The organism is Micromonospora vinacea (assembly GCF_015751785.1).
GTDB lineage: Bacteria > Actinomycetota > Actinomycetes > Mycobacteriales > Micromonosporaceae > Micromonospora > Micromonospora vinacea.
Genome location: NZ_JADOTY010000001.1, coordinates 3,973,248 through 3,993,409 on the forward strand (window position 1 = coordinate 3,973,248; position 20,162 = coordinate 3,993,409).

15 protein-coding genes are annotated in these 20,162 nt (G+C 68.8%); all 15 read left to right on the forward strand.

The features are described 5' to 3' along the window. The first annotated feature begins 4 nt into the window (after window positions 1-4). The 15 genes from IW249_RS18885 (at window position 5) to chvE (ending at window position 20,115) form a co-directional block, all read left to right on the forward strand. The gene (locus IW249_RS18885) at window positions 5-529 is read left to right on the forward strand and encodes a hypothetical protein (RefSeq protein WP_196921964.1); all 525 of its coding nucleotides are present in this window, start codon (window positions 5-7) and stop codon (window positions 527-529) included. Window positions 530-599: 70 nt separating this feature from the next. Then, window positions 600-1,442, forward strand: a complete 843-nt coding sequence (locus IW249_RS18890; RefSeq protein ID WP_196921965.1) for a DUF4097 family beta strand repeat-containing protein — start codon at window positions 600-602, stop codon at window positions 1,440-1,442. 50 nt (window positions 1,443-1,492) lie between these two features. Further along, window positions 1,493-2,470 carry an ATP-binding cassette domain-containing protein gene (locus IW249_RS18895; RefSeq protein WP_196921966.1) on the forward strand — a complete coding sequence of 326 codons (978 nt, stop codon included), beginning with the start codon at window positions 1,493-1,495 and terminating at the stop codon, window positions 2,468-2,470. Beyond that, the gene (locus IW249_RS18900; RefSeq protein ID WP_196921967.1) at window positions 2,467-3,255 is read left to right on the forward strand and encodes an ABC transporter permease; all 789 of its coding nucleotides are present in this window, start codon (window positions 2,467-2,469) and stop codon (window positions 3,253-3,255) included. Before IW249_RS18895 ends, IW249_RS18900 begins: the two co-directional genes overlap by 4 nt. A 768-nt stretch (window positions 3,256-4,023) precedes the next feature. Beyond that, window positions 4,024-5,706: a ribulokinase gene (gene araB, locus IW249_RS18905; protein ID WP_196921968.1), complete on the forward strand. Its 1,683-nt coding sequence runs from the start codon at window positions 4,024-4,026 to the stop codon at window positions 5,704-5,706. After that, complete coding sequence (locus IW249_RS18910; protein ID WP_196921969.1) at window positions 5,703-6,395, forward strand: L-ribulose-5-phosphate 4-epimerase; 693 nt, start codon at window positions 5,703-5,705, stop codon at window positions 6,393-6,395. Before araB ends, IW249_RS18910 begins: the two co-directional genes overlap by 4 nt. 129 nt (window positions 6,396-6,524) lie before the next feature. Then, on the forward strand, window positions 6,525-7,529 hold the full coding sequence (locus IW249_RS18915) for an ABC transporter substrate-binding protein (RefSeq protein WP_372432980.1): 1,005 nt from the start codon (window positions 6,525-6,527) through the stop codon (window positions 7,527-7,529). Between the two features lie 187 nt (window positions 7,530-7,716). Continuing rightward, entirely contained in the window at window positions 7,717-9,258 is a 1,542-nt protein-coding gene (locus IW249_RS18920; RefSeq protein WP_196921970.1) for a sugar ABC transporter ATP-binding protein, read from the forward strand. After that, window positions 9,255-10,325, forward strand: a complete 1,071-nt coding sequence (locus IW249_RS18925) for an ABC transporter permease (protein WP_196921971.1) — start codon at window positions 9,255-9,257, stop codon at window positions 10,323-10,325. The genes IW249_RS18920 and IW249_RS18925 overlap by 4 nt, the downstream gene beginning before the upstream one ends. Then, entirely contained in the window at window positions 10,322-11,311 is a 990-nt protein-coding gene (gene yjfF / locus IW249_RS18930) for a galactofuranose ABC transporter, permease protein YjfF (protein ID WP_196921972.1), read from the forward strand. The genes IW249_RS18925 and yjfF overlap by 4 nt, the downstream gene beginning before the upstream one ends. A 26-nt stretch (window positions 11,312-11,337) precedes the next feature. Then, window positions 11,338-12,840, forward strand: a complete 1,503-nt coding sequence (gene araA / locus IW249_RS18935) for an L-arabinose isomerase (RefSeq protein WP_196921973.1) — start codon at window positions 11,338-11,340, stop codon at window positions 12,838-12,840. Window positions 12,841-13,178: 338 nt separating this feature from the next. Continuing rightward, window positions 13,179-15,284 carry a family 43 glycosylhydrolase gene (locus tag IW249_RS18940; protein WP_196921974.1) on the forward strand — a complete coding sequence of 702 codons (2,106 nt, stop codon included), beginning with the start codon at window positions 13,179-13,181 and terminating at the stop codon, window positions 15,282-15,284. Between the two features lie 411 nt (window positions 15,285-15,695). Beyond that, window positions 15,696-16,682: a LacI family DNA-binding transcriptional regulator gene (locus IW249_RS18945; protein WP_181539476.1), complete on the forward strand. Its 987-nt coding sequence runs from the start codon at window positions 15,696-15,698 to the stop codon at window positions 16,680-16,682. 322 nt (window positions 16,683-17,004) lie between these two features. Beyond that, on the forward strand, window positions 17,005-18,660 hold the full coding sequence (locus IW249_RS18950; RefSeq protein WP_196921975.1) for a glycoside hydrolase family 27 protein: 1,656 nt from the start codon (window positions 17,005-17,007) through the stop codon (window positions 18,658-18,660). Window positions 18,661-18,972: 312 nt separating this feature from the next. After that, window positions 18,973-20,115 carry a multiple monosaccharide ABC transporter substrate-binding protein gene (gene chvE / locus IW249_RS18955; RefSeq protein ID WP_196921976.1) on the forward strand — a complete coding sequence of 381 codons (1,143 nt, stop codon included), beginning with the start codon at window positions 18,973-18,975 and terminating at the stop codon, window positions 20,113-20,115. Window positions 20,116-20,162: the final 47 nt, after the last annotated feature.

The window sequence follows — 20,162 nt, forward strand, 5'->3', positions numbered from 1 at the left end:
TGCCATGGAGCTGAGGTCATACGTCGAGAACCTGCGTAACGAGTTCGCCGTGGCCGCGGAGGGCGTCGACCCGGAGGCCCGGGCGCTGGCCGAACGACTCTTCGCGCAGTTGGAGGCGGCCACCCGTCTCACGCTGCTCGAAGCGTTGTCCGACGCGGCCGACGAGATCACCCGTGACCTCGCACCCGGGTCGGTGCACGTTCGGTTGCGCGGGCGCGAGCCCGACTTCGTGGTGACACCGGCCAGCCCGCCGGTCGAGGCGGCGAGCGAGCCCAGCGGCCCGCCACCACTGTCGGTGCCGGTGTCCGCGCCCGACGGGGACGAGGGCGGCACCTCGCGGATCAACCTGCGGCTCCCCGACCACCTGAAGGCCAGCGTCGAGGACGCAGCCGGCCGCGCCGGGCTCTCGGTGAACGCCTGGCTGGTGCGCGCCGTCGCTGGTGCCGTCGGGGCCGGCGACACGGAGCGTCGTCCACCCCGCCGGCCGGAGCCGCGCTCCGGCCAGCACTTCACCGGCTGGGCCCGCTAACTTCCCGCACCCCTTCCACCACGCCGCTGACCAGCGGCGACCTTCGCCGACCACATCTCGGGAGACCACCATGCCTGTTTTCGAGACGCCAGAACCGATTTCCGTCCAGATCGAGATGCCGATCGGCGATGCCTGGATCGCCGCGAGCGACCGCACCGACACGGCGGTGACGGTGCGACCCCGCGACCCGTCGAGCAAGGCCGACGTGAGCGCCGCGGAACAGACCACAGTCGAGTTCGCCGCCGGGCAGCTGGTGATCCGGGTGCCGAAGAGTTGGCGCCGCTACGGGTTCGGCCCCGGCCCGTCGGTCGACGTTCTGATCGAGGTGCCGACCGGGTCACGGGTGCACGCCGAGGCGTCGTGGGCGGCGTTCCGCTGCGAGGGTCGGCTCGGCGAGTGCCGGATCAAGACCGGGAGCGGTATCCGACTCGACGAGACCGGGCCGTTGGAGATCGACAGCAGTCACGGCGAGGTGGCGGTCGAGCACGTCCTGGGCTCCGCCCGGGTGAAGGCCTCGTCCGGCAAGGTGCGCATCGGCGCTGTCGACGGCACCGCCGAGATCAAGAATTCGTCCGGCGACTGCTGGATCGGCCGCAGCGGTGGCGACGTCCGGATCAACACGGCCTACGGCGACATCACCGTGGACGCGTCGCTGGCCTCGGTGACCGCGCGCACCGCCTACGGCAACCTGCGGCTCGGTGAGGTCACCCGCGGCGCGATCGACGTGCAGACCTCCTACGGCGCGATCGAGGTCGGCATCCGTCGCGGGACCGCCGCCTGGCTCGACGTCAGTTCCAAGCACGGCCGCGTGCACAACGCGCTGGAGTCGACCGACAGCCCGGCGCAGACCGACGAGACGGTCGAGGTCCGGGCGAACACCTCCTACGGCGACGTCATGATCCGCCGCGCCTGATCCACCCCCGCGTCTGACCGATCACCGCGCCGACCACAAATGAGGAGACCATGACCAGCTCCATGAACCCCGCGATCGTCGCCACCGACCTGCGAAAGTCCTACGGCGACAAGGTGGTGCTGGACGGCATCGACCTGATGATCAGCGAAGGCACGATCTTCGCGTTGCTCGGTCCCAACGGCGCCGGCAAGACCACCACCGTGCAGATCCTCTCCACCCTGATCAACCCCGACGGCGGTAACGCCCGCGTCTTCGGCCACGACCTGACCCGGGAGCCCGACGCGGTACGCGCGCTGATCGGTGTCACCGGCCAGTTCTCCGCCGTCGACAACCTGCTCACCGGTCGGGAGAACCTGACCCTGATGGCCGACCTGTGCCACCTGGACAGGGCCGCGGGTCGGCGGCGGATCGCCGACCTGCTCGACCAGTTCGACCTGACCGAGGCGGCGGGCAAGCCGGTGTCGACGTACTCCGGTGGCATGCGCCGGCGGCTCGACCTCGCGATGACACTGGTCGGCGAGCCCCGCGTCATCTTCCTCGACGAGCCGACCACCGGCCTCGACCCGCGCAGCCGCCGGGCCATGTGGCACATCATCCGCGCGCTCGCTGCCGAGGGCGTCACCATCCTGCTCACCACGCAGTACCTGGAGGAGGCCGACCAACTCGCCGACCGGGTGGCGTTCCTCGACCACGGCCGACTGATCGCCGAAGGCACCCCGCGCGAACTCAAGCGGCTCATCCCGGGCGGCCACGTGGTGTTGCAGTTCGCCGACCAGGAGGGGCTCGACTCGGCGGCCCGGACGTTCGAGACCGGCACCCGGGACGACGCGGCGCTCACCCTCCAGGTGCCGAGTGACGGCGGGGTCGGGTCGCTGCGATCCCTGCTCGACCAGCTCGACAGCGCCTCGATCAGCGTGGCGGGGCTTTCCGTACACACCCCCGACCTCGACGACGTCTTCCTCACCCTCACCGGTCAGCCCGACACGCGGGCCGGCCGACCCGACCACGAAAGGGCTCCCGCGCGATGAGCACCCTCTCCCTCGCCGTCCGCGACTCGAGCACCATGCTGCGGCGCAACCTGCTGCACATGCGGCGGTACCCGTCGATGACGTTCCTGCTCATCGGCATCCCGATCATCATCCTGCTGCTCTTCGTCTACGTCTTCGGCGGCACGCTGGGCGCCGGCCTCGGCCCGTCCGGCGACCGTTCCCAGTACGCCAACTACGTCACCCCCGGCATCCTGCTCATCACTGTGGTCAGCGCCGCGCAGGGCACCGCCATCTCGGTCGCGATGGACATGACCGAGGGGATCATCGCCCGATTCCGCACAATGTCGATCTTCCGACCGTCGGTCCTGACGGGTCACGTACTGGGCAGCCTGGTGCAGACCATGCTCAGCCTCGTGGCCGTCACCGTCGTGGCGCTGCTTGTCGGGTTCCGGCCCACGGCCAACCCGGTCGAATGGCTGGCGGCGGTCGGCGTCCTCGCCATGATCACCTTTGCGCTCACCTGGCTGTCAGTCGCCCTCGGTCTGGTCAGTGACAGCGTCGAGACGGCCAGCAACCTGCCCATGCCGCTGATCCTCCTGCCATTCCTCGGCAGCGGGTTCGTCCCCACCGACTCCATGCCGACCGCCGTGCGGCTGTTCGCTGACTACCAGCCCTTCACGCCCGTCATGGAGACCCTTCGCGGCCTGCTCCTCGGCACCGGGATCGGCGCCAACGGGGTCATCGCCGTCATCTGGTGCACCGTCATCAGCGTGGGCTGCTTCCTCTGGGCCAAGGCCCTGTACAACCGCAACCGGACGGCCTGACCCGACCGGCGCGGTGGCGCCATCGCAACATGAGCCGGCGGCTCGGCCCACAGGGGCCGGGCCGCCGGCTCATGGCGTCGTACGACCGGCGGACCGCCAACGCGGGCGCGTGATCGACCGGCGGGTCGGCGCCACGGCGCGTGACCGGGCGGCGGACCGCCGACGTTTAGTGCGTGATCGACTCGGATTTCGTGACATCAGCCGATCACGTGGCGGCGGACCGCGCGACTCCAAGAAACACGAGTGGATCTTGCCTTCGGCGGCGCCCGACGCGCCGTTCGACGCGGGCCGACCGCGCGACCCGTGCACACCAGGACGTTGAATGTTATCGATAACACGGGCACGCCGTCCGGCCGCGCGCTGGGCGAGCCGCCCTCCGGAGCGCTCCGCCATGAGCCTGCATGGTCATCAATGGCTGTCGCGCCGATCCGAGCACGCGACCGCGACACCCCGGGGATGTTATCGCTGCCATCATCCGCAAGAAAGAAGTGGTCGCTATCGGACGGCGCCGCCGGGGTGTGCGACGCACTGGACCTGTCGCGCGGCCTGTCGACGGCTCTCCGGGCGGCGCTTGTTCCGGACGTCGACCCCATTCGTCAGATGGCTACCGCAGTTGAGGCCCGGAACCTCACGGTTTGCACCGGTCCGCTATCTACCCTCCCGAGTCGGTCCGCCTTCCGCGTTCCGTTACGGAGCTGTTGCGGGTAGATGTCTTGACGAGCCTGGATGTGAGCGTTAACACTATCCCCGTTAACGGTGGAGGTGAACATGAACCGTGTGGACGGAGCTGACGACCGCTACGTCGTCGGTGTCGACTACGGCACCCTGTCCGGGCGAGCTCTAGTGGTCCGTGTCGGCGATGGTGCCGAGTTGGGGACCGCGGTGCACGAGTACGGCGATGGCGTGATCAGCACGGCGCTTCCGGGAGGTCGATCGCTACCCCCGGACTGGGCCCTGCAGAACCCGCAGGACTACCGCGACGTGCTTCGGTACGCCGTCCCGGCGGCGGTGTCCGCCGCGGGGGTGGACCCGGCGGCGGTGGTCGGCATCGGCATCGACTTCACCGCCTGCACCGTGCTGCCGACGCTCGCCGACGGCACGCCGCTGTGCGAAACCCCCGAGCTGCGCGACCGACCGCACGCCTGGGTCAAGCTGTGGAAGCACCACGCCGCGCAGCCGCACGCCGACCGGATCAACGCGCTGGCCCATGAGCGGGCCGAGCCGTGGATCGGCCGGTACGGCGGCAAGATCTCCGCCGAGTGGCAGTACGCCAAGGGCCTGCAGATCCTGGAGGAGGACCCGGAGGTCTACGACCGGGCCGAGCGCTTCATCGAGGCGGCCGACTGGATCGTCTGGCAGCTCTGCGGCACCGAGACCCGCAACGTCTGCACGGCCGGATACAAGGGCATCCTGCAGGACGGTCACTACCCCTCCGAGGGCTTCCTGACCGCACTCAACCCCAACTTCGGCGACTTCGTGGCCAAGCTGGACGGCCCGTTGCTGCCCCTCGGTGCCCGGGCCGGCGCGCTCACCGCCCAGGCCGCCGCCTGGACCGGCCTGCCGGAGGGCATCGCGGTCGCCGTCGGCAACGTCGACGCGCACGTCACCGCGGCGTCGGCGCAGGCGGTGGAGCCCGGTCGGCTGGTCGCCATCATGGGCACCTCCACCTGCCACGTCGTCAACGGCGCGGAGGTCGCTGAGGTGGCCGGCATGTGCGGTGTCGTGGACGGCGGCATCAGCCCCGGCGCGTGGGGTTACGAGGCCGGCCAGAGCGGCGTCGGCGACATCTTTGGCTGGTTCGTCGAGCACGCCGCCCCGGCGGGCGTCGACTCGCACGAGCGCCTCACCGAGCTGGCCGCGAGCCAGCCCGTCGGCGCGCACGGCCTGATCGCCCTGGACTGGTGGAACGGCAACCGTTCCCTGCTGGTCAATCACGACCTCAGCGGGCTGATCGTCGGCATGACCCTGGCCACCCGGCCGGCGGACATCTACCGGGCCCTGCTGGAGTCCACCGCGTACGGCACCCGGATGATCATCGAGGCGTTCGTCGACGCCGGAGTTCCGGTGAACGACCTGGTGATCGCCGGTGGTCTGACCAACAACGCGCTGCTGATGCAGATCTACGCCGACGTGACCAGGCGACCGCTGAACATCATCGCCTCGGCGCAGGGGCCGGCGCTCGGCTCGGCGATCCACGCCGCCGTCGCCGCCGGTGAGTTCCCCTCGATCCACGAGGCGTCGCAGGCGATGGGTCGGGTGCACGAGGCCGTCTACCGTCCGGACCCCGAGCGGGCGCGCGCCTACGACGCCCTCTACGCCGAGTACCGGGCGCTGCACGACCACTTCGGACGTGGCGGCAACGACGTCATGCTCCGCCTGCGGGCGATCCGCAACGCGGCGGTCGAGACCGCCGCGACCCCGCACGAGGCCCCGCTGGAGGTGGTGGCGTGAACGCCGAGGTGACCCGACAGATCGGCGAGCTGCGCGAGACCGTCGCCCGCCTGCACGCCGAGCTGACCCGGTACAACCTGGTCGCCTGGACGTCCGGCAACGTCTCCGCGCGGGTCCCCGGCCAGGATCTGATGGTGATCAAGCCGAGTGGGGTGAGCTACGACGACCTCACCGCGGCCACGATGGTGGTGTGCGACCTCGACGGCGTGCTCGTCGAGGGCGACTTCGCCCCGTCCAGCGACACCGCCGCCCACGCCTACGTCTACCGGGCCATGCCCGAGGTCGGCGGGGTCGTGCACACGCACAGCTCGTACGCGACAGCCTGGGCCGCGTGTGGGGAGTCGATTCCCTGCCACCTCACCGCGCAGGCCGACGAGTTCGGTGGGGAGATCCCGATCGGGCCGTTCGCGCTGATCGGTGGTGACGACATCGGCAAGGGCATCGTCGCCACGCTCTCCGGGCACCGCTCGCCGGCGGTGCTGATGCGCAACCACGGCGTGTTCACCATCGGCCGCGATGCCCGCGCGGCGGTCAAGGCGGCGGTCATGTGCGAGGACGTGGCCCGTACCGCGCACCTGGCCCACACCCTCGGGCAGCCGGTCCCGATGGCACAGGCCGACATCGACTCGCTCTACGACCGCTACCAGAACGTCTACGGCCAACAACCAGTCGCACCGGCGGGCTCCTGACCCTGCACCGATAACCCGGGGCCCGTCGGTCTGCACCACGACGTACCAGCACGCACCACCCGCGTACGCCGCTCTTTCGCACCTCGGCGGTTGGCGCGGTTACCCACCACATCCAGCCAAGGAGATTCGATGGGAAAGATGCGAACGCAGTCCGCTCCGTGGCGCGCTGTCGCGGTCCTCGCCAGTGTGTTGCTGGTCGGCGGCGTGGCGGCCTGCGGCAACAGCGACACCGGCGGCGGCGGCACCAAGGACGACGGCAAGATCACGATGGGCTTCTCCCAGGTCGGTGCGGAGAGCGGCTGGCGTACCGCGAACACCATCTCGATCAAGGAGGCCGCCACGGCCGCCGGGATCGAGCTGAAGTTCGACGACGCTCAGCAGAAGCAGGAAAACCAGATCAAGGCGATCCGCAACTACATCCAGCAGAAGGTCGACGTGATCGCCTTCTCGCCGGTGGTGGAGTCCGGTTGGGACACCGTGCTCAAGGAGGCCAAGGACGCCGGCATCCCGGTCATCCTGACCGACCGCTCGGTCGACTCGGCCGACAAGTCGCTGTACAAGACCTTCCTCGGCTCGGACTTCGTGAAGGAGGGCCGGCTCGCGGGTGAGTGGCTGGTCGAGCAGAAGAAGACCGCCTCGGGTCCGGTGAACATCGTCGAGCTGCAGGGCAGCACCGGCGCGGCACCGGCGAACGACCGCAAGAAGGGCTTCGGCGAGGCGATCGCCGCCAACCCGAACCTGAAGGTCATCGCCTCCCAGACGGGCGACTTCACCCGGGCCGGCGGTAAGCAGGTCATGGAGCAGTTCCTCAAGGCCAACCCGAAGATCGACGTGCTGTTCGCGCACAACGACGACATGGGCCTGGGCGCGCTCGAGGCGATCACCGCCGCGGGCAAGGTGCCGGGCAAGGACATCACCATCATCACGATCGACGCTGTCAAGGACGGCATGCAGGCTCTCGCCGACGGGAAGTTCAACTTCATCGCGGAGTGCAGCCCGCTGCTCGGCCCACAGCTGATGGACCTCGCCAAGAAGGTCAAGGACGGTCAGGAGGTGCCTGCTCGGATCGAGACGCAGGAGACCACCTTCACGACCGAGCAGGCCAAGGAAGCTCTGCCCAACCGCAAGTACTGATCGACGACGGGGTCGCCGCGCTCGCGTGGCGGCCCCGCCGCGTCGCTTTCCTACCCGAAACGGACCGGGCTTGGCCCGCGACCACCCCCGTACGATGCCCGCCCGAGCGCCCCCAGGGACGACCGGGCGGGCGCTGCGGGCGCGTAGCGGCCCTTCCGTGTCGACAACCCAGAAGAGGTCTGATGGGATGACGGATAGCCGTCCGGTCCTGACGATGACCGGGATCAGCAAGTCCTTCCCCGGGGTGCGCGCACTCCACGACGTCAACTTCCAGCTCTTTCCCGGCGAGGTGCACGCCCTGATGGGCGAGAACGGCGCCGGCAAGTCGACCCTCATCAAGGTGCTGACCGGTGTCTACGACACCGACGAGGGCACGATCACCCTCGACGGCGAACCCGTGTCGTTCAGCGGGCCGATGCAGGCGAACGCCGCCGGTGTGAGCACCGTCTACCAGGAAGTCAACCTCTGCACCAACCTCTCGGTGGCGGAGAACATCTTCATCGGTCGGGAGCCCCGGCTCCTCGGCGCCGTCCGCTGGGGTGAGGTTCGCCGTCGCGCCCGCGCCCTGCTGGCCCGCCTCGACCTCGACCTCGACGTCAGCGCGCCGCTGGGCTCGTACTCCCTGGCGATCCAGCAGATGGTCGCCATCGCCCGCGCCATCGACATCAAGGCCCGGGTGCTGATCCTGGACGAGCCGACGTCGAGCCTCGACGCCAGCGAGGTCGCGCAGCTGTTCCGCATCATGCGGCAACTGCGCGACGAGGGCATCGCCATCCTGTTCGTGACCCACTTCCTCGACCAGGTCTACGAGATCGCCGACCGGATCACGGTGCTGCGCAACGGCGGGCTCGTCGGCGAGTACCAGACCGCCGAGCTGCCCCAGCTCTCCCTGGTGGAGAAGATGATCGGCAAGGAGCTCGACGTCCTGGAGGGCATCGAGGAGCACTCCCGACGAGACCTGGCCGTGCTGGAGGAGGGCACTCCCCTGGTGGCGGTGTCCAACTTCGGTCGGTCGGGCGCGGTGGAGCCGTTCAGCCTCACCATCCACGCCGGCGAGGTGGTGGGCCTGGCCGGCCTGCTGGGCTCGGGGCGTACCGAGGTCGCGCGGTTGTTGTTCGGGGCCGACCGGACCGACGGCGGTCAGGTCGCGATCGACGGCACGGCGAGCAGCCTGCGCACCCCCGCGCAGGCCATCGACCACGGCGTGGGCTTCTGCTCGGAGAACCGCCGCGCCGAGGGGATCGTCGCCGACCTGTCGGTCCGCGAGAACATGATCCTCGCCATGCAGGCGGCCCGCGGCTGGCTGCGGCCCATTCCGCGTCGCCGCCAGGACGAGCTGGTCGACAAGTACGTCAAGGCGCTCAACATCCGGCCCGCCGACCCGGAGGTGCCGGTCCGCAACCTCTCCGGCGGCAACCAGCAGAAGGTGCTGCTGGCCCGGTGGCTCATCACCGAGCCACGACTGTTGATCCTCGACGAGCCGACCCGGGGCATCGACATCGGGGCGAAGACCGAGATCCAGAAGCTGGTGACGCAGCTGTCCGACGGTGGCATGGCGGTGCTGTTCATCTCCGCCGAGCTGGAGGAGGTGCTGCGCCTCAGCCACAAGGTGGCGGTGATGCGGGATCGGCAGATGGTCGCGCAGCTCGCCAACGACGAGAGCCTGGACGCCGACCGCATCATGCAGACCATCGCCAGCGGATCCCACCGGGAGGAGGCAGACCGATGAACGACACCATGAGCCGCTATCGGACGATGATCGGTCACCGGCTGTTCTGGCCCGCCGCCGTGCTGTTCGTCATGCTCGCCGCGAACACGATCTACCGGCCCGGGTTCCTGTCCGTCGAGCTCAAGGACGGGCACCTGTACGGCACGCCGATCGACATCCTGCGGCTGAGCGCGCCGCTGATCCTCGTCGCGCTGGGCATGACCCTGGTCATCTCGACCGGCGGCATCGACCTGTCGGTCGGCTCGCTCTGCGCGATCAGCGGCGCGATCGCCTGCATGTACATCAGCAAGCAGCCCGACCAGAACAGCCTCGGCGTGGTGGTGACCGCCCTCGCGATGGCGATGGGGGTCGCGCTCGTGCTCGGCGCCTGGAACGGGGTGCTGGTTGCCGTGATCGGGATCCAACCGATCATCGCCACCCTGATCCTGATGGTCGCCGGCCGGGGTCTCGCCCAGCTGATCACCGAGGGTCAGATCATCACCATCAACTCCGAGCCGTACCGGGCGATCGGCCTGGGCCACGCGTTGACCCTGCCGCTTGCCATCTTCATCGCGCTAGCCGCGGCGCTGCTGGTGGCGGCGTTCACCCGTCGCACCGCACTCGGCATGATCATCGAGTCGGTGGGCGGCAACGCCACGGCCAGCCGGCTCGCCGGCATCCGGTCCGGCCGGGTCATCTTCCTCGCGTACGTCATCAGCGCCGCGTGTGCCGCGGTCGCCGGTTTCATGATGACGGCCAACGTCTCCAGCGCCGACGGCAACGCCGCCGGCCTCTGGGTCGAGCTGGACGCGATCCTCGCTGTCGTCATCGGCGGTACGTCCCTCGCGGGCGGCCGGTTCTTCCTGAGTGGCACGATCATCGGCGCGCTGATCATCCAGACCCTGACCACCACTGTGTACGCCATGGACATCTCGCCGCAGACCTCGCTGCTGTTCAAGGCGGTCGTCGTCATCGCCGTCTGCCTCATCCAGGCACCGGCCTTCCGGGCCCGGTTCAGCCGACGTAGGCGCAACGTCCCGCCGCCCGCCACCATCGCCGACAAGCCGAAGGAGCAGGTGCCGGCATGACCACTGGAACGCTTACCGCCGGTCGTACCCGGTTCCGGCTGCCGAGGAAGCAGATACCGGTCCTGGCGACGCTCGCCCTGCTGCTGGTGATGTACGGCATCGGCGTCTCGCAGTACACGGCGTTCTCCAACGTCCAGGTCATCTTCAACGTCTTCATCGACAACGGCTTCCTGCTCGTCGTCGCGGTGGGCATGACCTTCGTGATCCTCACCGGTGGCATCGACCTGTCGGTCGGGTCGGTGGTCGCCATGACGGCGATGGTGTCGGCCGCGCTGCTCCAGGACGGCATGCCGGCGGCGCTGGTGCTGGTCATCGCCCTGCTCATCGGCCCGACGCTCGGCCTGCTGATGGGCTGCGTCATCCACTTCTTCGAGATCCAGCCGTTCATCGTCACGCTCGCCGGGATGTTCTTCGCCCGGGGCATGTGCACCTTCATCTCCGGCGCGTCGATCCCGATCACCGACGGGTTCTGGACCTCGATGTCGCAGGAGCGGATCGGCAACCCCCAGGGCAACTTCGTGTCGATCAGCGTGCTGATCGCCTTCGTGGTGGTCTGCATCGCCGCGTACACGCTGGCCTACACCCGGCTGGGACGCAATGTGTACGCCATCGGCGGCAACCCGCAGTCGGCGCTGCTGATGGGCTTGCCCGTCGGGCGGACCCGGATCGCCGTCTACACGATCAGTGGTCTCTGCTCGGCCATCGGTGGGATCCTGCTGTCCTTCTACACCCTCTCCGGTGCGCCGCTGATCGCCGTGGGGATGGAACTGGACGTCATCGCCGCCGTCGTCATCGGTGGCACGGTGCTCACCGGCGGCGCGGGCTACGTCTTCGGCACGGTGCTCGGCGTGCTGGTCCTCGGCGTGATCCAGACCCTCATCACCTTCGATGGGAGCCTCAACTCCTGGTGGACCAAGATCGTGATTGGTGGTCTGCTCTTCGCGTTCATCCTCCTCCAGCGCCTCATCGGAATCCGTTACAAGTGACCGCCCCTCTCGCGGAAGGCAACTCCATGGCACCACACACCGAACCCGAGATCTGGTTCCTCACCGGCAGCCAAGGCATGTACGGCGAGGAGACGCTCCGCCAGGTGGCCGAGCAGTCCCGCCAGATCGCGGCCGCGCTCGACGACTCGCCGCAGATTCCCGCCCGCGTGGTCTGGAAGCCCGTCCTGACCAACAGCGGTGAGATCCTGCAGGTCTGTCGGGAGGCCGCCGCTCAGGGTGCCGTCGGGGTCATCGCCTGGATGCACACGTTCTCGCCGGCCAAGATGTGGATCTCCGGTCTGGACGCGTTGCAGACGCCGCTGCTGCACCTGCACACCCAGGCCAACGTTCTGCTCCCGTGGAACGACATCGACATGGACTTCATGAACCTGAACCAGGCCGCCCACGGCGACCGCGAGTTCGGGTACATCCAGACGCGTCTCGGTGTGGCCCGCAAGACGGTGGCCGGGCACGTCAGCGACCCGCGGGTGACCACTCGGGTCGGGGCGTGGGCCCGCGCCGCGCTGGGCTGGTCGGCGATGCGGTCGCTGCGCCTGGCCCGCTTCGGTGACAACATGCGCGACGTCGCGGTGACCGAGGGCGACAAGGTCGAGGCCGAGCTGCGGTTCGGCGTCTCGGTCAACACCTACGGCGTCAACGACCTGGTCGAGGTGGTCGGCGAGGTCACCGACGCGCAGGTGGACGACCTGGTCAAGGAGTACGAGGACACCTACCGCATCGTCGGCGAGCTGCTGCCCGGTGGCGAGCAGCACGACTCGCTGCGGTACGCCGCGCGGGTGGAGCTGGGCATGCGGGCCTTCCTGGACGCGGGCGGGTTCCGGGCCTTCACGACGAACTTCGAGGACCTCGGGGGGCTGCGTCAGCTGCCGGGCATCGCCGTGCAGCGGTTGATGGCCGACGGCTACGGCTTCGGCGGCGAGGGCGACTGGAAGACCTCGGTCCTGGTCCGCACCCTCAAGGCGATGTCGGTGGGCGTGAGCGGCGGTACGTCGTTCATGGAGGACTACACCTACGACCTCACCCCGGGCAACGAGTTGGTGCTCGGGGCCCACATGCTGGAGGTCTGCCCGACCATCGCCTCCGACGTGCCCAACGTGGAGATCCACCCGCTGAGCATCGGTGGCCGGGAGGACCCGGTCCGGTTGGTGTTCGACGCCGCACCCGGCCCGGCCGTGGTGCTCGGGCTGTCCGACATGGGTGAGCGCTTCCGGCTGGTGGCCAACGAGATCGACGTGGTGGCCCCGCCGCAACCGCTGCGCCGGCTGCCGGTCGCCCGTGCCGTCTGGCGTCCGCGTCCTGACCTGCCGGTCTCGGCCGAGGCGTGGATCACCGCGGGCGCCCCGCACCACACCGTGCTGTCGCAGGCGGTGGGCGTGGAGGAGCTGCACGACCTGGCGGAGATGAGCCGCACCGAGCTGGTCGTCATCGACGCCGACACGGAGCCCCGCCGCTTCGCCGACGAGCTGCGCTGGAACCAGGCCTACCACCGGCTGGCTCGCGGCTTCTGATTCGCGCTGTCGGATCGTACGGAAACGGGTGGTCCACCCCTGCCTGCGGGCGGGGGTGGGCCACCCGTTCGCGTGTGCGCCAGCCGGGCCACGAGGCGGTTGTGTTACGCCTTGACTAACAGCATGTTATCGCTCACAGTCTATAACCAAGATGGTCGATGTCGTTGGCTGGTCCGGCCGCGCGCGCGTCCTGACCCAGCGGTTTCGGCACCTCGTCACCGCGACGGTCGGGCGATCGGTGTTAGCGATCACATGGCCGGGCATGGTCAGCTCGGTGCCCCGCCCGGTGCCGCGGACGCCGACCCAGACCGCACGGTTCGCGTCAGCAGAGGAGGATCATGCTTTCCATCGGTCGGGTTCCCCGGGGTGCGCCACGACGGCGCGGGTGGCTGTCGAGACTCGCCGTCGCCGCGATGGTGCTGGTGGTCGGTGGCGCGGCTGCGGCCGTCGCCTCGTCGCCCGCGTCAGCGGCCACCGTCGACACCAGCGCCTGGTACGTGTTGGTGAACCGCAACAGTGGCAAGGCCGTGGACGTGTACAACCTGGCCACGAACGACGGTGCGCGGATCACCCAGTGGACGCGCAACAACGGCAACCAGCAGCAGTGGCAGTTCGTGGACTCCGGAGGCGGCTACTACCGACTCAAGTCGAGGTTGTCGGGCAAGGTACTGGACGTCTCCGGCCGCTCGACCGCCAACGGCGCCAGCGTCGTGCAGTGGACCGACAACAACGGCACCAACCAGCAGTTCCGGCTGGCAGACTCGGACGGCGGCTACGTCCGGTTGATCAACCGCAACAGCAACAAGGTGATGGAGGTGCAGGGCGCCTCGACCGCCGACGGTGGCAACATCGTGCAGTACGACGACTGGAACGGCACCAACCAGCAGTGGCAGCTCGTCCGCGTCGACGGCGGGACCGACCCCACGACGCCACCCCCGTCGAACGGCACGTACCCGAACCCCGTGGTCTGGCAGGACTTCGCCGACGTCGACATCATCCGGGTGGACAACGCCTACTACATGTCGGCGTCCACCATGCACTACTCGCCCGGCGCGCCGGTCCTGCGCTCGTACGACCTGGTCAACTGGGAGTTCGCCGGTCACTCCGTACCCCGCCTCGATTTCGGGTCGAAGTACGACATGAGTGGCGGCAACGCGTACGTCGACGGGATCTGGGCGTCGACGCTGAACTACCGGCCGAGCAACCGGACGTACTACTGGGCCGGGTGCATCGACTTCGCGCAGACCCACATCTACACCGCGTCCGCCGTCGACGGCGCCTGGAGCAAGCACACCACCATCCCCAACTGCTACTACGACGCGGGGATGCTGATCGACGACAACGACACCATGTACGTGGCGTACGGCAACGGCACCATCAGCGTGGCGCAGCTGTCCGCGGACGGGAAGTCCCAGGTCCGCGCCCAGCAGGTGTACCAGACCCCGTCGAGCATCGGGACGCTGGAGGGTGCCCGCTTCTACAAGCGCAACGGCGCCTACTACATCTGGCTCACCCGCCCGGCCAACGGTCAGTACGTGCTGAAGTCGACGAACGGCCCGTTCGGCCCGTACGAGCAGCGTCAGGTGCTGCTCAACCTGCCCGGTCCGATCTCCGGCGGCGGTGTGCCGCACCAGGGTGGGCTGGTGCAGACCCAGAACGGCGACTGGTACTACATGTCCTTCGTCGACGCGTACCCCGGTGGTCGGATGCCGGCCATGGCCCCGATCACCTGGACCGGCGACGGCTGGCCGGTGCTGCAGACGGTGAACGGCACCTGGGGCAGCTCGTACCCGAAGCCCAACCTGCCCGCGCCGCCCCGGGCGGTCAAGCCGCTCACCGGCACCGACACGTTCGCCGGCACCACGCTCGGCCCGCAGTGGGAGTGGAACCACAACCCGGACAACAGCAAGTGGTCGGTCAACAACGGGCTGAACCTGCAGACCGCCACCGTCACCAACGACCTGTACAAGGCGCGTAACACGCTGACCCACCGCATCCAGGGGCCCACCTCGACCGCGACCATCGAGCTGGACTACTCCACCATGCGCGACGGTGATCGCACCGGCCTGGCGGTGCTGCGCAACTCGTCGGCCTGGATCGGAGTCCGACGGGACAACGGGTCCACCCGGCTGGTCATGCAGAACGGCCTGACGATGGACGGCAGCTGGAACACCACCAGCACCGGCAGCGAGGTGGCGAGCACCGCCGTCTCCGGTGGCCGGATCTGGTTGCGCGCCAACGCCGACATCAGACCCGGCTCCGGCCGACAGGCCCGCTTCTCGTACAGCACCGACGGGGTCAACTTCACCTCGTTCGGCAACGCCCTGACGCTGGCGAACAACTGGCAGTTCTTCATGGGCTACCGGTTCGCCATCTTCAACCACGCGACGCAGGCGCTCGGTGGCGCGGTCACCGTGCGGCGTTTCGACCTGACCACCCCGTGACGCCAGTCACACGATGATCGCTCTGACCGGTGGCGCTGGCGACGCGGGCCTGACGGCCTGTGAGGTCCGCGCCACCGCGTCAGGTCCGCGCCGGCCTGCTCCACGCTCTGCCCAGGAGCGAGGGCAGGCCGGCGCACCACATCAGGACGGTGCCCGTACCGGGTGGCGGGGGACTCCGGGTGGGCACCGCGTTGTGCGGCTTCGGCGCGTCGCGCAGTCCCCGCACAGCCGCGCCATGTTCGGGGCCGTTGCTGGCGTAGACTGTCGGCGATCCAGCGCTGGTCACCTGGGATTCAGCACCGGCGTGGTGACTGAGCGAGGGGGATCGGGCCGGTCCGCTCCAGTCGACGTCGACGGGCCGCGGGCCGGAGATGTAGCGGGGGGAGCGAAATGGCCGTCCACGGTCCCGCGATGACGGACGTTGCTCGTCTCGCCGGTGTCTCCCATCAGACGGTGTCGCGGGTGCTCAACGGGCATCCCAACGTCCGTGAGCAGACCCGACTTCGGGTACGCGCGGCGATTGCCGAACTCGGCTACCGCCCCAATGGCGCGGCACGCGCCCTGGTGACCGGTCGATCACAGGTCATCGGTGTGGTCGCGCAGAACACGACGCTCTACGGTCCGGCGTCGCTGTTGGCCGCCTTGGAGCAGACCGCCGCCGAAGAGGGTTTCGCGGTCAGCGTCGGCAGCGTGCGCAACCTGGACCACCGTTCCATCTCGGCGGCCGTCGAGCGGCACCTGTCGCACCGGGTGGCCGGCATCGTGGTCATCGCCCCGGTCGAGTCCGCCGGTGAGGCGCTGGAGCGCCTGCCCAAGGATGTCCCGCTGGTCACTGTCGATGGTGATCCGAGCCGGCCGGTGCCGCTGGTGACTGTCGACCAGGTGGCGGGCGCCCGGGCGGCGACGCAACATCTGCTCGACGCCGGGCACCGCACCGTCTGGCACGTCTCCGGGCCGACCGACTGGTTCGACAGCGTCGGCCGGATCGACGGTTGGCGGCAGGCGTTGCTGGCCGCCGGGCTGGATCCGCCGCCGCCGATGCCGGGGGACTGGTCCGCGGCGTCGGGTTACCGGTGCGGGCAGATGTTGGCGCGGATGCCGGAGGTCACCGCCGTCTTCACCGCCAACGACCATCTCGCGCTGGGCGTGCTGCGGGCGCTGCACGAGTTCGGTCGACGGGTGCCGCACGAGATCAGCGTGGTCGGCTTCGACGACGTGCCGGAGGCGGCGTACTTCATCCCGCCGCTGACCACCGTCCGACCGGACTTCGACGCGGTGGCGCGGGCGAGCCTGCAGATGCTGCTGTCCCAGATCGAGTCGGGCACCGGTGGGGCGCTGCGGCAGACCATCGCCCCGGCTCTGGTCGCCCGCGAGAGCGTGGCCCCACCTCGTCGCTGACGGCCGGCCAACCAGCGGTCGCCCCGCCCGCTGCGGGGAATCTGTCCCGCCGCCGCTCTCCGCTGAGTGGTGCACGCCCGTGCGGTCCCCGCCGGAGTGCGCCAATTCCCGCCGCCCCCGCCGATAAGACGTGACTCGATGGGTTGCGGAGTGTGATCAATCGATGTCGGGCGATGCGGAGCCGTGCAGGTATTGAACCTCGTGAAATGTCGCCGTAACATGATGGGCGTCTCTGTTAACGCTAACAAAAATTGGCGTCCAACTATCGGCGCACCGACCAGCGATCGTCGTTACGGGCGTGCGTCACCGACAAGGAGGCTCGATGAACCGCATTACCCGAGGTCGTCGCTGGGGGAGCGCACTGGCGGCCGGAATACTGCTCGCCGGCGCCCTGGTCGGCCTTCGCGCCCCCACGGCGCAGGCACTGGACAACGGCGTGGCGCGTACTCCCCCCATGGGTTGGAATTCATGGAACTCGTTCGGCTGCAACATCAACGAGGCGCTGATCCGGCAGACGGCGGATGCGATCGTCAGCAGCGGTATGCGGGACCTGGGCTACAACTACGTCGTGGTCGACGACTGCTGGTTCAACCCCAACCGGGACAGCTCCGGCAACATCCAGGGCGACCCCGGCCGGTTCCCCAGCGGGATGAAGGCTCTCGGTGACTACCTGCACGCCCGGAACCTGAAGTTCGGCCTGTACCAGGTGCCTGTCGACAAGACCTGCGCCCAGTACTTCGGCGCCTACCCCGGCGCGACCGGCAGCCGCGGCCACGAGGTGCAGGACGCACGCCAGTTCGCCGCCTGGGGCGTCGACTTCCTCAAGTACGACTGGTGCTCGCCGGAGGGCAGCATCAACGACCAGGTGACCACCTTCGCCAAGATGCGGGACGCTCTGGCCGCCACCGGTCGACCGATCGTCTACAGCATCAACTCCAACAGCATCCACGCCAAGACCGGCCCGCAGCGCAACTGGGGCGACGTGGCGAACATGTGGCGAACCACCGAGGACATCACCAACGCGTGGGACACCGGTCAGAGCAACGGCTACCCGATGGGCATCCAGAACATCATCAACGTGACCGTTCCGCTGGCGTCCTACGCGAGGCCGGGTGGGTTCAACGACCCGGACATGATGGAGGTCGGTCGCGGCGGTATGAACGACACGGAGATGCGCAGCCACTTCGCGATGTGGGCGATCATGGCGTCTCCGCTGATCGCCGGCAACGACGTGCGGAACATGAACGCCGCGACGCAGGCCATCCTCAAGAACGCCAACCTGATCGCGATCAACCAGGACTCGCTCGGGTTGCAGGGGACGCAGGTGTCGTTCGACGGCACGCGTCGGGTGCTGGCCAAGCGGCTCGCCAACGGTGACGTCGCCGTGGCCCTGTTCAACCAGGGCGGCTCGACGACGACGATCTCGACCACGGCCGCGGCCATCGGCAAGTCCGGCTCGTCGTTCACGCTGGTGGACGCCTGGACCGGTGGCACCAGCTCCAGCAGCGGGACCATCAGCGCCAGCGTCCCCGCGCACGGGACTGTGGTGTACCGGGTCAGCGGTGGCGGAACGACTCCTCCGACGACGCCGCCGCCGACCACGTCGAGCGCGTACGCCAGCGCCGCCTCCGGCCGCTGCCTCGACGTGCCGAACAGCAACACGGCCAACGGCACGCAGCCGGTCATCTGGGACTGCAACGGCGCCGCCAACCAGCGCTGGACCAGCAGCGGTCAGACCCTGCAGGCCCTCGGCAAGTGCCTGGACGCGCCGCTGAACGCCGCGGCCGGCGCCAAGGTGCAGATCTGGGACTGCAACGGCGGGACCAACCAGCAGTGGACGGTCAACGCCAACGGCACGATCAGCAACACGCAGTCGGGGCTCTGCCTGGACGTCAACGCCAACGCCACTGCCAACGGCACCACGGTGATCCTCTGGACCTGCACCGGAGCGGCGAACCAGCGGTGGTCGCAGCGATAGCCGACCGGGTCCGCCGACCGCCGAGGTCGCGGCGACCCACCTGATCCGGCGGTAGTGCCGATGCCCGCGGACGACAGACGTCATCCGCGGGCATCGGTCTGTAGAGTGCTGCGGACGACCACGCTGAGTTGCCGCGTCCTGCCCTTCCGGCGGACCGGCGGCATGGTTACGCTCGCCTGGATGCTCCGTTACGAGACCGTGACACCGGTATTTCGGATCTGGTGTTGACGCAATCTATGTGAGCGCTAACACTACCCGAAAGATGACAGTTGGCCCCGGCAGTCGGCGGGGGAGTCCAGAGAGGAGAAGCCCGTGGGCAGGAAATTCCTGGTTGCTCTCGGCGGCGCCGCACTGGCGCTGAGTTTGGCGGCGTGCAGCGGCGGGGGTGCGGGCAGCGGTGAGAAGTCCGGCGACGAGAAGCCCAGCGATCTGACCATCGGTGTCTCGATGCCGACGCAGACCTCGGAGCGGTGGATCGCCGACGGCAACGCGGTGAAGTCGAAGCTCGAGGCCAAGGGCTACAAGGTCGACCTCCAGTACGCCGGCGACGACATCCCCACGCAGTCGCAGCAGGTCGACCAGATGATCACCCAGGGTGCGGACGTCCTGATCCTCGCGGCGATCGACGGCACCGCGCTCAGCAGCCAGCTGCAGGCCGCCGCGGCCGCGAAGATCCCGGTCATCTCCTACGACCGTCTGATCCGTGGCAGCAAGGACGTCGACTTCTACGTCAGCTTCGACAACTACAAGGTTGGCGTCGCCCAGGGCACCGCGCTGCTCGTCGGTCTCGGCCTGCTGAACAAGGACGGCTCGAAGGGCACGGCCAAGGGGCCGCTGAACGTCGAGCTCTTCGCCGGGTCGCTGGATGACAACAACACCCAGTACTTCTTCGGTGGCGCGATGGACACGCTGAAGCCGTTCATCGAGGACGGCACGCTGGTCGTCAAGTCCAAGCAGACCACCCCCGAGCAGGTAGCCATCCTGCGGTGGCAGCAGGAGACCGCGCAGAAGCGGATGGAGAACCTGCTCACCTCCAGCTACAACGACGGCTCGAAGGTCGACGGGGTGCTCTCGCCGTACGACGGCATCTCCCGCGGCATCATCACCGCCCTGCAGAACGCCGGCTACGGCAAGGGCGCGAAGAAGCTCCCGGTGGTGACCGGCCAGGACGCGGAGATCGCCTCCATCAAGCTGATCAACGACGGCGTGCAGAGCTCCACGGTCTTCAAGGACACCCGACTGCTGGCCGAGCAGGCCGTGAACGCCGCCGAGGCGTTCCTGCAGAAGAAGCAGCCGCAGGCCAACGACACCAAGACGTACAACAACGGCGTCAAGGTCGTCCCGGCGTACCTGCTGCCGATCGCGACCGTCTACAAGGATGACATCAAGGCGACGCTGATCGACTCCGGCTACTGGACGGCGGAAGAGGTCGCCGCCGGTCAGGCCAAGAAGTAAGCCACTCGTCGGGCCCGGCGGTCACCCGCCGGGCCCGACGCCTGGGT